This is a genomic window from uncultured Psychrobacter sp. (genome assembly GCF_947488565.1).
GTDB lineage: Bacteria > Pseudomonadota > Gammaproteobacteria > Pseudomonadales > Moraxellaceae > Psychrobacter > Psychrobacter saeujeotis.
The window spans coordinates 334,462-348,725 of sequence record NZ_CANKZC010000004.1 but is presented as its reverse complement, the minus strand read 5'-3'; the positions used below and the strand labels follow the sequence as shown (position 1 = coordinate 348,725).

Here is a 14,264-nt window from a genome sequence, read left to right as displayed (position 1 = left end):
CTGTGACTTTATAAAATGGTCGTGCCCCAACCATTGTCTTTTGCTAAGGCAAAAGCATGGTTGGCCGCAGGGACGCCAGCATAAATTGAGACATGCATCAATACTTGCCTTAATTGAGCCTCATCGATACCTAAACGCTTAGCGGTACGTAAATGCAACCCCAGCTCTCCATCGCGGCCAAGCGCCGCCAATATTGCAGTCGTAATCATACTGCGCTGTTGTATCGTTAAAGATGGATCGCCCCAAAGCTCACCCCAAGCGTTACGCGTGATAAATTGCTGAAACGGGCTGTCTAACGTCGTTGCGTTTTTAGAGGCTCTCTCAACATGAGCTTCTCCTAAAATGCGCTTACGCTGCATCAGTCCTTGCTCGTAGCTGACACCAGTCTGCCCGACAGTCTCTCGACCAGCCTTAGCTTGTATATGTTCGACCAATAAATCGGATGCTTCAATAGATAGCACATGACCGACCCCTGAAAATACACTTAAGCTTGCAGCAGTAAATTCAGTTTTGAGAGATTCTAACGCTTCGATAGGCGTAGAGACGTCGTCACCGCCAGCTATCAACGCCACACTATCTGTATAGCCGCTCAACTTACCGCGATTATCAACTTCTGCTAGAACCTCGCAAAGCTTGGCGTAGCTCTCAGCATCGCTACGTGACAGTTGCACTTGCCAGCCTTGTATCACCGCCGGGTTTTGCTGGGTATAACTGGGTGAAAACCAACGCGGCACAATCGTCTCTGCCATGGCAGTCAAACCCAAACGACGCACATTTTCAGCGCGCTCAGCCCAGCCCGCCTTGGTACCGATGACAGCTCCTGTATTGGTAAGCCACACTTGTTCTAATCGCTGCGGTGCAAGCTGGCATAAGCTTTGTCCAATGACCCCGCCAATTGAAGTCCCAATAAAATCAAAACTGGCCACCTCTAGGGTATCCGCTAAAGCCAACACATCATAAGCAAGCAGCTCTGCGGATAAGGTTTCTGCTGCGACACCACTGCTGCCATGACCTGGTAAATCCCAACGAATGCAGCGGTAATGACCATGCAGTTGATCACATACTGTATCCCAAACATCACGGCTCATTCCCAAAGGATGCGCCATAAATAACGCAGGCAGATAGGTCTCACCACTGTCTTGATAAGCTATAAGGTGAGCGTCGGTCGCTAAAAAGGCCATCGTTATTCTCCTACTCGTGAAATGACTAGGGCAATACCCTGCCCGACGCCAATGCACATCGTGCAAAGCGCTTTATCTTTATTAGTATGTTGTAATTCATGGATAGCTGAAATTAGAATACGAGAGCCTGATGCGCCTAGTGGATGACCTAAAGCAATAGCGCCGCCTCTAGGATTAATACGCTCATCACGATCTTCTAATCCCAACTCACGAGAGCAAGCGAGGGCCTGCGCTGCGAAAGCTTCATTAAGCTCTATGACGTCGATGTCATCCAAGCTGAGGTTTAAACGTTTTAACAACTTCTGAGTGGCAGGCACAGGACCAATACCCATGATGGTTGGTAACACGCCTGCTGTAGCCATACCTTCGATTTTGGCGACTGGGGTTAAGCCATATTTTTTTACGGCAGCTTCACTAGCCACTAGCATAGCGGCTGCCCCATCGTTGATGCCGGACGCATTACCAGCGGTAATCGTGCCGTTTTCATATATTGGACGTAATTTGCTTAATGCTGCTATATCAGTATTGGGTCTTGGGTGCTCATCTGTATCGACAATAAGGGCGGATTGTTTGCGTTTTTCGATGGTGATCGGCGTAATCTCAGCGGGCAAGCGACCGTCATTTTGTGCTTGTGCAGCTTTCTGCTGTGACCATACTGCAAAAGCATCTTGATCTTCGCGCGAAATATGATATTTGTCAGCCAAGTTCTCAGCTGTGCGTGGCATGGCCTCTGTACCATATAAAGCATCAAGATTTTTGTTAATAAAGCGCCAGCCCATGGTGGTATCTTGCAGCTTTTGACTACGGTCATAGGCTTTTTCTGGCTTGCCCATTACGAAGGGAGCGCGCGTCATCGATTCAACGCCGCCAGCTATTGCCAACTCCATCTCACCACTAACAATCGCACGAAAAGCTGTACCGACAGCGTCCAAGCCTGAACCACATAGTCGGTTGATAGTGGTAGCGGGTACCTGCTCTGTTAAGCCTGATAGCAAGCTGCTCATGCGAGCGACGTTGCGGTTGTCCTCACCGCTTTGGTTGGCACAGCCCATGAACACATCGTCAATCATACTATGATCGAACTCAGGGGCATCAGCCAATACAGCCTTTATCACTTGAGCTAGCAAGTCATCAGGACGAATATCCGCTAAAGAGCCACCATAACGACCGACCGCTGAACGCTTTGGATGACATATATAGACTGCTGTCATTTTCCTCTCTCCCTAGAGATATTATCAATACCATTTAATTACGAATAACTTTTGTTCTATATAAGAATTATTGTTCGTATTGTGAATTAACTTATACTTTTTTTAGGACTCTGTCAATATAGTTGACTACTTTTTTAATAGTAAAAAGACCCACGAATTATCGTAGGTCTTTTATTTTATAGGATATATATAGACAAGTGGGCCGATATATCGACTATTACTATACCATCCATATGTACTCATCATTTTTTGCTATGAGATTACTACCATAGCTTTACTATCTAATCCAGTTGGGATCAATGCGATTCATCAATCGATAATAAGCAGGCCATTCAGGCAGTCTAACTTGGGCACCCGCTTGTGCATCACCGCCTTCAAACTGCTCTCTTGTCTTACTCATCGCCTCATCACTGGCTTGTAGCAACTTGCCACCAGACGCCATGGCTTTTAGTTGAACTTGGCACCCCTGAATCATTTGGTACATGCGCATAAATGCCCACGCTACATCGGGTCCTGTGGTAATAACGCCGTGGTTATTCAGCATCAGCGTATGATTTTTTGCTCCGATTGAGCGCACCAGCCTTTCTTGTTCCGTAGCATCTAATACAATTCCTTCAAAAGGATGATAACCGATGCGATCGTGGAACATATAAGCTTCTTGAAACAAAGGGATAAATCCACACTCTAAAGCACTTACTGCTTGCACATCTGTACTGTGCGTATGCATCACACAATGGATATCAGGTCGGCCTTTATGCAATGCAGTATGTATCACGTTACCTGCTTTGTTAATCGGGTACGGTGAATCATCAATTTTATTGCCCTCAAAGTCTATTTTCACTAGATTTGAGGGGGTAATTTCACTATATAGCAGTCCAAAGGCATTAATCAATAAATGCTCTGTACCAGGAATGCGGTAGGAGATATGGTTATAAACTTGGGTAGTCCACCCATAGTAATCTACCATCCTATAGCATAATGCCAGCTCTATTCTTGCTTGCCATTCAACGTCACTATAGCCTGCAGGGGTTGTTATGGTGTCAAAAATATCTTTCATGATAACTTCCTTTTATTCTAAACTTTCATCCATTACTACTGCGCGATGCATCTCTCTTTAGCAATCATAATCATTAAAAGCCTGATGTCAGCAGATTTTGTTGTCCCACATAATCATTGTATTGTTATATCACTTGAGTCTACAACATGTTTGGCACTCATCCAGACTTTGGGTGAATTTATCCTCTCTTTCATGGCTGGTCTCAAACTTTTATAGGCTAACGCTGAATTTGCAAACGTTAAATTTGCGAATAAGATATCTTCGCCATATGGAGGCATAGCTTTACCGTCGTTGATAGCAACAAGCTTTATTCGTTCTCTATTAGAATAGTTGTTCGTATAGTGAATTAAGCTAACCTGTTTTTAGCCTACTGTCAATCTAGTTATGCGTTTTATCCTGCGCCAATGACAAAACCAACCTCTTGATAGTTAATAAGGTAAGCTTGTCTCACTTAGTTGAGATTACCGTGTATTAATACAGGGTTAAGCAACACCATCGTTGCTATAATGACCACCTCTTGACGGGTCACTGTTTAATGAATAGATAGTGTTAATGATTGAATTGAAGGACTCAGTTTAGATGATAAACAGAACGGATAGTAAAATTATTACTAAAATAAATTTATGATCCAATCGTATCGTTATCATATAAATCTATTGATCGCTCTTACTTCGTTTGCGGTAGCATACCTTTTAGAATAAGGCTATGATGTTCTCTAACTTCTATGATAGCCAGCTCAACATCTAACATCGCTTGTACAAACTAACGATTCAAAAGTTCGTTTTTGATGTCAGTATGTACAAAAGGTTGATTGATTAATTTGGTAACGGGCGTTTAAACTTCCTGATTTTAGTCATCATTAATTGGTAATTAGTAAACATCATGTATAAAGAACAAGAAAAGAAAATATCCTCTGACAGTCCAGATTTTGTTGCCTCTCTTGCAGCAGGTTTAAGCGTCTTACTAACGTTCGATGAAAGTCATTCAAGTATGACTCTAAGTGAAGTGGCCGAACGCGCCAACATAGATAGAGCAAAAGCTAGGCGCTATCTATTAACCTTACATGCCCTTGGTTATGTGCACAAAGACAAGCGCCAATTTAGCTTGACTCCCAAAACGTTGAGTATTGGAGCAAGCTACTTAGATGGTATGCATCATCACGATATTATTCAGTTTTATCTAGAGCGCGTCACTGAAATAACTGGAGAGTCTTGTTCCTTTGCGGTACTAGATAATGACGAAGTGGTTTATATTGCCCGCTCGGCTGCCAAACATCGCTTATTATCTATTGGTATATCCGTTGGTACGCGCTTGCCTGCTGCTTATACCTCAATAGGACGCGCTATTTTGGCCAATCTTCCTGACGATCAGCGCAAAGACTATGTTAATAGTGTTGAGCTTATCTCCCATACACCCTATAGCATTACTGACCCAAAACAGCTGCTTAAAACCTTACAACAAGCAAAAAATGATCAATATGTCATAGTAGATCAAGAGTTAGATACTGGCTTAAGATCGCTTGCACTGCCTGTATATAAATCAAATAACGAATTGATTGGTGCTATTAACGTTAGTACCAATGCTTCACGAGTCTCTCATGAGGTTTTGATAAACGAGTTTTTACCTACATTGCGTGATTGCGTTGAACAAATACAGACGTACTATGTTTAGGAGAGAACGTACTATGTTGAAGATAGGCTATCTGTCGACATGGTGGGATTCTTAATATAAAAGTAACAATCTTAATCATCAATTTTATCTAAGTGATAACCGCGTATTGGTTAATAATAGACGTCATATGACAATAGTCAAACAGGTTATAAATTGTTATATTATGAGAATGGTTATCATTCATATTATAATAGGTCGTCAACTAAACACATCGGCTTCATAAACTGGAGATTACGAATGAAACGCGCCCCTCAATTACAGCCATTATCCCGCCAGCATCATCTTGGTTTGCATATAGGACGCCATGCTAAAGAGTGTGCAGATAACCCGCAAGAAATTACTGCTCACTGGCAAGCATTGTCTTCTTATATTCATGACATGCAGGCTCATTTTAGTATCGAAGATAATTTAATTACAAAGGCCTTGCTACCCCATCAAGCTACTCAACCTAAGGTTGCCTCTGTACTTAACACAATGAAAGAACAGCATAGACTGTTGAACAATATGAAGACGGAAATCCAAACTACTCAAACTTGTGAAGAGACTATAATCACTGTTGGACAAGTCAAACAACTTGGTAACCTATTGTATGATCATTTACGTTTCGAAGAGCGAGAGCTGTTTCCTATTGTTGAAGAGTACTTGACGCAGCACGAGCTTGACGCTATCTACGCCGCCAGCCCGGACGACATCAAACATTTAGACGAAAAGCGTTAATTCAGCAAATAAAGAGCATGCCAGCAATAGTATTCATTTTGATACCAGCGATTTAGCCTTTATAGATATAGCAACCTTATGATTTGAGCTAGCCTGAAGAAAGATGGTAAGAATTGTCCGCCAACGCATGTAGTATCCCGCATGATTCAGCTGGTGCTTCTTTGGCACATTTTTGCCGCAAATCCAACAGATGCTGCTTTAGTTGCACCAACTCTTTCATACGTTTCTCTACCGCATCGATATGCTCATCTAATAGTATATTTACCTCTCCGCAGTTTTTATCAGGCGTATCCCAATACTGCAGCAAAACTCGTACTTCCTCCAAAGTCATATCAAGCGTACGGCAATGTAGGATAAATTGCAGACGTTCAATATGCTCCTCACGGTACAAACGATAATTCCCTTGACTGCGCGTAGGCTCTGGTAATAGATTTTCTTTTTCGTAATAGCGAATGGTTTCTACCGTTGCTCCTGTGCGTTTGGCCAGCTCGCCAATTTTGATAAGCATGTTTGTCTCCTTGAATATGACCAATCATTGATAAAATCGGTACATGTTTCATGTGCTATTGGGATAAATTTTCCTTGCTTGCTGTGCAACTTCGTCACTCCAGAGACTGCGCAAAATTTGTCCCAACCGCGATGCACCATTTCTAAACGGTTTTAACTGTAGTTATCCTAATAATTAAAACCATAAAGCAACTAACCATAAAGCAACCAACCATAAAGCAACTATAAGGTTCAATAAGCGAAAAATCAAACCGATTGAGTAATCAAGGCCTTGACCCTAAAGCCACTATAGGGTTCATAATACCTTTAATAAGAGGATAAAATATTATGCAATATCATATTGAAGGTATGGACTGTGCCAGTTGTGTGGGCAAGATTGAAACAGCATTAACCCGTATGCCTGGTGTCTCTGACGTTCAGCTAAACTTTGCCACCCAAAAGCTTGCGCTAACCTTAGCGCCTAATGCGGCAACCAAAGACAAAGATATCGAAAAAACCATCAAGCGTCTTGGGTTTGGTGTGTCAGAGTTAACCGACCAACAAAATGAGGCAGGCATCAATGATCATCAAACAACAGTAAATGACCAGCGCTGGTGGCAAACGTTAAAGGGCAAACAGGTCATTGGTGTTGGTCTGTTGATGAGCGCAGCCTACGTCTTATCATTGGTTTTTCCTGCCTATGGCACATGGGCTTTTATTGCCGCTGTCGTTATTGGCGTCATACCATTTGCGCGCAAAGCGTTTGCATTAACGCTGACAGGCTCGCCTTTCTCAATTGAAATGCTCATGTCCGTCGCGGCCATTGGCGCCCTTATCATTGGTGAAGCTGAAGAAGCGGCTGCAGTGGTCTTTTTGTTCTCTGTTGGTGAGCTGTTAGAGAGCGTAGCGGCCGATCATGCCCGCGCTGGTATTAGAGCGTTATCAGCGCTTGTACCAAAGACTGCCATTTTATTAGACGCACAAGGTCAACAGCGTCAGGTGCCAGCAGCTTCACTACAAGTAAATGATAAAGTGCTGGTGCGTCCTGGAGATAGAGTCTCTGCCGATGGCGTCATTATTCAAGGGATGTCCAGTCTTGATGAATCGCCTGTAACTGGTGAGTCCGTTCCTGTTGCTAAGACCGTAAACGATGATGTCTTTGCTGGCTCAATTAACGTCGATGGCGTATTACACATACGCGTGGAGAAAACAGCGGCTGATAATACGATTGCTCGTATCATCGAGCTTGTAGAGCAGGCGCAAGCATCTAAAGCCCCGACCGCGCGCTTTATTGAGACCTTTAGCCGCTACTATACGCCTATCGTAATGGCACTTGCTGCGCTGGTTATTGTCATTCCGCCGCTATTTCTGGGCGCAGAATGGATGACATGGCTATATCGTGGTCTAGCACTATTACTCATTGCCTGCCCTTGCGCGTTGGTACTCTCAACACCAGCCGCTATCGCCTCAGGTTTGGCAGTCGGTGCGCGCCACGGACTGCTTATCAAAGGCGGTAATGTCATGGAATTGATTGGTCAAGTCAGTACCGTCGCTTTTGATAAAACAGGTACGCTAACCGAAGGCAAGCCACGGGTAACCGATATTATTGGCTTTACCACAGCGCATACGGATGCTAAAGGTCAAGAAAAACTATTGGCACTGTTTGCAAGCGTAGATTCGGCTTCTAGCCATCCTCTTGCTAAAGCTATCGTAGATCATGCCAAAGACGCTCAGGTAACTATCCTTGATGTCTCCGATGCTTCTGCTACTGCGGGTAAAGCCGTACATGCTACAGTCACTGGGCGCTCTTTGAGCATTGGCTCACCAGTCTACATAGCAGAGAAAACTACGTTGCCGATGACGCAGCAAACGCAAATCGAGACCCTACAAAATGAAGGAAAAACGGTTTCGATTTTGTTTGATGAGCAACACGGAGAGGCGCTTGGATTGATCGCGCTGCGTGATGAGCTGCGAGAAGATGCGAAGCAAGCTGTAGCAATGCTGAACACAATGAACGTGCGCTCTGTCATGCTCACAGGTGACAATAGCCGTACAGCAAAAGCGCTTGCCAGTCAGTTAGATATAGAGTGGAAGGCTGAGCTGTTACCTGAAGACAAGCTACGTCTGCTAAGCGAGATGAAAGACAACAACCAAATAGCAATGATTGGTGACGGTATCAATGATGCACCAGCGCTAGCAACAGCAGATGTCGGCATCGCCATGGGTAGTGGTACCGATGTGGCTATCGAAACGGCTGATATTGCGCTGTTGAAAAGCCGCGTGATGGACGTTGCCAATCTTATTGCACTATCGCGTGCCACGATGACCAATATTCATCAAAATGTGATGTTTGCGCTGGGACTAAAGGGCATATTCTTGATTACTACTGTGTTTGGTATTACAGGACTTTGGATTGCGGTACTGGCCGATGCTGGCGCGACGGTTTTGGTCACGCTCAATGCTTTGCGTTTACTGCGTTTTAAAGCTGCCTCTCCTCTTGAGCAAGGCAAATAACAAGTTTTTAGATATTAAGTATTTTTATAGAAAAAATACCGATGATGCTACGAGACTAGCTCACTGATGGTGATAAATAAATTGACATGCGTATAGATTGACGCAATAATGCATTTGATAATAATAATCATTAACATGTATATTATTTAATTTTTGGCATGGATTACCTTTTATGGCTCGACCACTTGTTCAGAACAATACCAGTAAGACACCACTAGCTTTTGTTGATAAAAATCAGTTCATTAACCATATTAATGAAGAACATCAAGATGAGCTTGCTATGTTTATCAATGCATTTACTACCACGACAGTGAGTGAGTATGATATTGCATCGATAAAAGAGTTATATACGGATGGGATATTATTAGAATTAGACACAACGAGTCGTTATCCGAATAATACGAATGCGACTCAACTCAAAACCACTGATAATGACAGTAGCTTTGCAAACACCACTACCTTCAATAACCAATACTTTATTGATTTTACAGCGCCTATCAGTGAGTCAATGACGCTACAAGAACAATATATAACGCTATTGCAAACATCTGCCAATAAGCTTGGTAAGCGCACAATTAAGCTTCAAGAGCAGTATTTTACACTCATCAACAGTTACTACGTCAGCCCCAATATGTACCGATTAGTAGTAGCTGCACCCGATAATACACCACTCACTCATCCCGGATACGCTTATCTATTTGAGTTAAATTACAATGGTTTATCTGACTCAAGAGACGAGTCAACAGATAGCAATAAGCCTTTACAGCGCTATTATACGCTGCGAAAGGCTTGGCAAGACTTGAGCAACTCATCTATGCAAGCTTGGATAGATGTCTACATTCATGGCGATACGGTAGGAGGTCATTGGGCCCGTTCTCTTAATTGCGGCATGCAAATTAAAACGGTACGTGAATATCCAGAGAAAATAGAACATCTCACTGATGGCCAGTGCTTGCTCATCTGTGATGAGACCTCTTTGCCTACGGTGGCCAATTTATTAGAGAACTGGCAAAATCCATTGCCTCCCCTTGTCATTGCCGTTACTAACGATCCAGAAGATATTGGTTATTTACACAACCTAAATCTTAGTAATCAACTACGCAAAGATGTGCATTTTCTGCAAGATAATTTGTGTCACCTTATTAATACACCGACGGCCAATCTCGCTGAAAAAATAGTTACTGTATTAGATAAGCAATTAGAGAAATCCTCTTTCAAAATTGACAAAGTTTGGGGCGCGCTTGAAGCGGCAGATATTAAGTCATTACGTCAGCAACTAAAGTCAAAACTTGGCTTATCGCGTCAGGACATGGTGATAAAAGTCTATTGGCGCGCGCAGTAACCACTATCATCTCGCACACAGCAGACCCTCGATATTATCTGTATTGCCGATGAATTTATTCATGAAACTCTAATAACGTGAGACTAAGAAAACGCTTCCAATATGCACACATTTTAAATAAAAATGAAAATCATTTGCATTAACGGACTGTTTTTATTTAGAATGCATCATTTACTTTATATTGTTCACTATGATGTACATCAACAATCTAAGCTTAATACGTCAGAAAAAAGTCTTACTTCATCCTACTTCTTTTAGTATCGAGCCAAATAAGCTGTATGCACTCATCGGTCATAATGGCTCAGGCAAGTCCAGCCTTATAAAAGCAATGGCAGGAGAGATGTTACCTACTCAAGGTAGTATCCAGATAGAGAATCAAGACCTACGTGACTTCTCTGCTAAAAGACTGGCAACGCATCTTGCTTATCTGCCCCAGAACCTGCCTGATGCAGGTGCATTTACTGTCTACGAGTTAGTTATGTTGGGCAGATACCCTCATCAAAAATGGTTACAAAAGCCTACTACCGAAGATTATGCACAGGTAGAAAACGCCATAACACTGACTAAAACTGAAGCCTTTAGAAACCGTCAAGTTTCAACATTGTCTGGTGGTGAACGCGCGCGCGTATGGTTAGCCATGTGCCTTGCTCAGCAAACAAAATATCTATTGTTGGATGAACCGTTAGCTGCGCTAGATGTTGTCTATCAAGTAGAAGTCTTAAAATTGATTCGCCAATTGGTTGATCAACAAGGACTGGGTGTGGTTATTATCTTGCACGACTTGAATCTGGCGGCAAGGTTTTGTGATGAATTTATTGCTTTAAAGCAAGGCCAGCTTTGCCATATGAATGATGTTAGAAGTACCATGAAAAAAGAGGTATTACACTCGATATTTGGTGTGGACTTTGCTTTATTAGACCACCCTATCACCCGTCATAAAGTAGCGGTTATATGAATAGTGTGAGGTTGTATAATAGCAGCAGACAATGGCTTATCACCTTTTTGATCTGGCTCCTTGTCGTTTTTTGCTCGCTTCTCTTACTAAGTGCATGTCGCTCATCTGATGTCCCGCCCGACCTATCAACCACACTAAACGAACAAAAAACTCCCAGAGTCATGACTCCCAATTGGGGCGTTGCTGCTACCTTAGTGGCAATGGGTTACCCGCCTATAGCTATGGGCGATAAGTATATCTATGGACAATGGGTTGGCAAACCTATCATGCCTGCTGCTACCTACGATGTAGGTATGCGCTATCAGCCTAATCCAGAGATGTTTTCTCAGTTAGGTTTAGATGTGGTAATAGACAGTCCGTTCTATGAGCATCTACGACCTATGTATGGTGACTTACCTGTATATTCCGTTTCACTAGATAGTACTCAAAAAGTAGCTCATTGGAATAACTATGCCAGACCTACTCTAAATTTAGGGCAATATATTGGTCAACCTGACGCCGCCCAAGAATATTTAGATAATCAGAAGCATCAGCTAAAAAAAGCCGGGCAAGATTTTCGCGCTCGCCATCCCAAGATTAAAAAGCTTGCCATCGTACAGTTTGCCGATACCAACAATTTGCGGATGTATTCATATAACAGCCTATTTGAGCCAGCTTTGTCTGAAATGGGGTTGGAACTCATAGCGTTAGACGATGGCAATCAATGGGGATTTACCCCCATCATGCTAGGTGATTTATCTGAGCTAAATGACGATACTTGCTTGGTGGTAGTTGAGCCTTTAAGTAATCCACTTAAACTTGCGTTAAAAGACAGCTTGGTTTGGCAGCGTCTTGGTTATTCCTTTGATAAACATAATAATCCTAACGGTAAAGAACGTTGCCTCACCGTGCTACCTGCCACCTGGATTAATGGCGGTATCGCATCAATGTCCGTCCTAGCCGAACGTTTAAAAAATGCCAGTTTTGTAGGCAATAATAACTTATGAATATTAAAAACAATTTTTTGGCACTTTCCCCTATCTACCTTATTCTCACTCTATTAGTTATTATTGCTATTGGTAGTAGTTACTCAGTTGTATATCAGCTATGGAATTTGGCTTTTATTGAGTTATTTTCTCCATCGTTTGATTTATCCTTTAAAGATATGGACGCTCAACTAAAAATATTACCAACTATGCTAGTTGCAACGGCTGCAGGTGGTTTATTAGGTTTAGTGAGTGTACTGTTGCAGCAACTGGTCAAAAACACACTTGCTTCAGACACGACATTGGCCGTAGGTAGTGGCGCAAATATATCCTTGTTGCTCGTTACTTTATTTCTGCCTAGTTTGAGTCTGGGCGGTAGCTTTTGGATCGCTTTTATTGGAGCACTTAGCAGCATGGGGCTTGTATTTATGCTCGCTGCTCCCAGCCGCATGAACCCTCTAGTATTGGTGCTAGGCGGTTTAGTTACCAATATTTTATTGGGTGCTGTCGCCGCACTATTACTTATCTATTATTCTGAAGAGGCATTAAGCATCATGGTTTGGGCGGGTGGTAGCCTAACTCAAAATAACTGGCAAGTTGCTAACACTTTTATGTTTGCCAGTTTAGCCGCTTTTACTACCTTAATACCCATGTTAAAACCCTTAGAAATAATGAGCTTGGATGATAGACAAGCGCAGAGCTTGGGCGTACCAGTCAACATTATTCGTGGGTTAGTAGTAGCGTTGGTTGCGATATTGACCGCCCTTGTGGTCAGTCGTGTCGGTATCATCAGCTTTGTTGGTTTGGGTGCTGCCACCTTAGTAAATGTATTTTCTGTCAAACGCATTGGCTCTCGGCTATTATTGGGCTATGTGTTTGGGGCGCTTTTATTATGGATTACCAGTAACGCCATTACGTTACTACAAGCTTATCTTAGCTTAGCGATACCTGTCGATACCATGACAGCTATATTGGGAGCACCATTAATTATATGGCTAATAGTTAGACAGCGTCATCAGCACACTGATGAGGTCATACCCTCAATTGTTTCAGTACGTCGTCATGTTCATTTAGTACGCTGGAGTACAGGATTAATCTTGTTGACAGTAGGTACACTGGTATTCACTGCTACGGCAGACGGTTGGCAATTGAACGCAGTATGGGATTTAATCGCTAATTTTAGATTACCTCGCACTCTAAGCGCTGCAGCAACTGGAGTGATGTTGGCCGTGGCAGGAGTATTATTACAGACACTAACTCGTAACCCCATGGCCAGTCCTGAAGTGCTAGGGATTAGTTCGGGTTCAGCGATTGGTGTGCTATTGGCTTTTGTTTTCTTGCCACAGTTTGGTTATAGCAGCCTAGTATTATCAGGATTATTAGGTGCTTTTGTTGTACTAAGTTTAATTCTTTGGCTGGCGCGTCGCATCAATCCTGCTTATCTTTTATTGGTTGGAGTGTCCATAGCGGCATTGATGAGTGGTTTGCTGAGTCTGGTCAAAATATCTGGCGATCAACGGCTGCAAGCAATGCTCAGTTGGCTATCAGGTTCAACTTATATAGCCAGTCCAGAGACTGCATGGATTTTAGTAGGACTTGCTGCTGTGCTTTTTGTATTTAGTCTGATGCTGATAAAACCCTTACAAATATTAAGCTTAGGTAGCGGAGTGTCACGCGAGCTTGGCGTATCTTTACCTCTATATCAAAGCCTGGTCTTAATTTTAGTCGCAGCGCTTAGCACCGTCTCAACCTTGGCAGTAGGTCCACTTAGCTTTGTGGGCCTAATGATTCCTCACCTTGCGACCACATTAGGTGCTGTACAACTTAAGCGGCAATTGCAACTGGCTGCTATCTTAGGAGCAGGATTAATGGTGGTAGCAGATTGGATTGGACGTTATCTTATATTTCCTTATGAGATACCAGCAGGCACTATTGCCGCCATCATTGGTGGCGCTTATTTTTTATACTTGATGCGGCGTATTAAAGCTTAGGTCGTCTGGAGGAATGGCAAAAGCTAGCCAGTTGAATGTCGTTTTTATTTTGTATATCGATATTACCTGCATCGAAATTTGCCGTGATGTGCCTAATTTGTCTTTTATAAGTTTTATGATATTTATCGCTTACTGCTTAACGGCAAGCGTTTTTGACATAAGGTTAAGAAACAC

General features: G+C 42.8%; 11 protein-coding genes. 7 read left to right on the top strand and 4 right to left on the bottom strand.

Annotated elements, in window-relative coordinates:
* Positions 1-8: 8 nt before the first annotated feature.
* The 3 genes from Q0890_RS10710 to Q0890_RS10700 all read right to left on the bottom strand — a co-directional run bounded on the left by Q0890_RS10710 (position 9) and on the right by Q0890_RS10700 (position 3,449).
* Positions 9-1,181, bottom strand: coding sequence for an alpha/beta fold hydrolase (locus Q0890_RS10710; RefSeq protein ID WP_299220591.1), 1,173 nt, complete (start codon positions 1,179-1,181; stop codon positions 9-11).
* Between the two features lie 2 nt (positions 1,182-1,183).
* Positions 1,184-2,392 carry a 3-oxoadipyl-CoA thiolase gene (pcaF, locus tag Q0890_RS10705; protein ID WP_299220589.1) on the bottom strand — a complete coding sequence of 403 codons (1,209 nt, stop codon included), beginning with the start codon at positions 2,390-2,392 and terminating at the stop codon, positions 1,184-1,186.
* A gap of 277 nt (positions 2,393-2,669) precedes the next feature.
* Positions 2,670-3,449, bottom strand: coding sequence for a class II aldolase/adducin family protein (locus tag Q0890_RS10700; protein WP_299220587.1), 780 nt, complete (start codon positions 3,447-3,449; stop codon positions 2,670-2,672).
* Positions 3,450-4,331: 882 nt separating this feature from the next.
* Here Q0890_RS10700 and Q0890_RS10695 point away from each other — a divergent pair.
* Together Q0890_RS10695 and Q0890_RS10690 are read left to right on the top strand one after the other, a co-directional pair.
* Entirely contained in the window at positions 4,332-5,120 is a 789-nt protein-coding gene (locus Q0890_RS10695) for an IclR family transcriptional regulator C-terminal domain-containing protein (RefSeq protein WP_299220585.1), read from the top strand.
* A 237-nt stretch (positions 5,121-5,357) separates the two neighbouring features.
* The gene (locus Q0890_RS10690; protein ID WP_299220583.1) at positions 5,358-5,837 is read left to right on the top strand and encodes a hemerythrin domain-containing protein; all 480 of its coding nucleotides are present in this window, start codon (positions 5,358-5,360) and stop codon (positions 5,835-5,837) included.
* 88 nt (positions 5,838-5,925) lie between these two features.
* Here Q0890_RS10690 and cadR read toward each other — a convergent pair whose 3' ends face one another.
* Positions 5,926-6,339 (bottom strand): Cd(II)/Pb(II)-responsive transcriptional regulator, encoded by a 414-nt coding sequence (gene cadR / locus Q0890_RS10685; protein ID WP_299220889.1) that lies wholly within the window; start codon positions 6,337-6,339, stop codon positions 5,926-5,928.
* Positions 6,340-6,671: 332 nt separating this feature from the next.
* Here cadR and Q0890_RS10680 point away from each other — a divergent pair, with 332 nt between their 5' ends.
* The 5 genes from Q0890_RS10680 (at position 6,672) to fhuB (ending at position 14,090) form a co-directional block, all read left to right on the top strand.
* Positions 6,672-8,837 carry a heavy metal translocating P-type ATPase gene (locus tag Q0890_RS10680; protein ID WP_299220581.1) on the top strand — a complete coding sequence of 722 codons (2,166 nt, stop codon included), beginning with the start codon at positions 6,672-6,674 and terminating at the stop codon, positions 8,835-8,837.
* 172 nt (positions 8,838-9,009) lie between these two features.
* Positions 9,010-10,179 carry a siderophore-interacting protein gene (locus Q0890_RS10675; protein ID WP_299220579.1) on the top strand — a complete coding sequence of 390 codons (1,170 nt, stop codon included), beginning with the start codon at positions 9,010-9,012 and terminating at the stop codon, positions 10,177-10,179.
* 190 nt (positions 10,180-10,369) lie between these two features.
* Positions 10,370-11,134, top strand: a complete 765-nt coding sequence (locus Q0890_RS10670) for an ABC transporter ATP-binding protein (RefSeq protein WP_299220577.1) — start codon at positions 10,370-10,372, stop codon at positions 11,132-11,134.
* Complete coding sequence (locus tag Q0890_RS10665; RefSeq protein ID WP_299220575.1) at positions 11,131-12,120, top strand: ABC transporter substrate-binding protein; 990 nt, start codon at positions 11,131-11,133, stop codon at positions 12,118-12,120. Before Q0890_RS10670 ends, Q0890_RS10665 begins: the two co-directional genes overlap by 4 nt.
* Positions 12,117-14,090 carry a Fe(3+)-hydroxamate ABC transporter permease FhuB gene (gene fhuB, locus Q0890_RS10660; RefSeq protein ID WP_299220573.1) on the top strand — a complete coding sequence of 658 codons (1,974 nt, stop codon included), beginning with the start codon at positions 12,117-12,119 and terminating at the stop codon, positions 14,088-14,090. The genes Q0890_RS10665 and fhuB overlap by 4 nt, the downstream gene beginning before the upstream one ends.
* The last annotated feature ends 174 nt before the right edge of the window (positions 14,091-14,264 follow it).

Bases quoted from the DNA above. Each gene is read 5' to 3' on its own strand.
- Q0890_RS10710 (WP_299220591.1), bottom strand. From the start codon at position 1,181: ATGGCCTTTTTAGCGACCGACGCTCACCTTATAGCTTATCAAGACAGT.
- pcaF (WP_299220589.1), bottom strand. From the start codon at position 2,392: ATGACAGCAGTCTATATATGTCATCCAAAGCGTTCAGCGGTCGGTCGT.
- Q0890_RS10700 (WP_299220587.1), bottom strand. From the start codon at position 3,449: ATGAAAGATATTTTTGACACCATAACAACCCCTGCAGGCTATAGTGAC.
- Q0890_RS10695 (WP_299220585.1), top strand. From the start codon at position 4,332: ATGTATAAAGAACAAGAAAAGAAAATATCCTCTGACAGTCCAGATTTT.
- Q0890_RS10690 (WP_299220583.1), top strand. From the start codon at position 5,358: ATGAAACGCGCCCCTCAATTACAGCCATTATCCCGCCAGCATCATCTT.
- Q0890_RS10680 (WP_299220581.1), top strand. From the start codon at position 6,672: ATGCAATATCATATTGAAGGTATGGACTGTGCCAGTTGTGTGGGCAAG.
- Q0890_RS10675 (WP_299220579.1), top strand. From the start codon at position 9,010: ATGGCTCGACCACTTGTTCAGAACAATACCAGTAAGACACCACTAGCT.
- Q0890_RS10670 (WP_299220577.1), top strand. From the start codon at position 10,370: ATGATGTACATCAACAATCTAAGCTTAATACGTCAGAAAAAAGTCTTA.
- Q0890_RS10665 (WP_299220575.1), top strand. From the start codon at position 11,131: ATGAATAGTGTGAGGTTGTATAATAGCAGCAGACAATGGCTTATCACC.
- fhuB (WP_299220573.1), top strand. From the start codon at position 12,117: ATGAATATTAAAAACAATTTTTTGGCACTTTCCCCTATCTACCTTATT.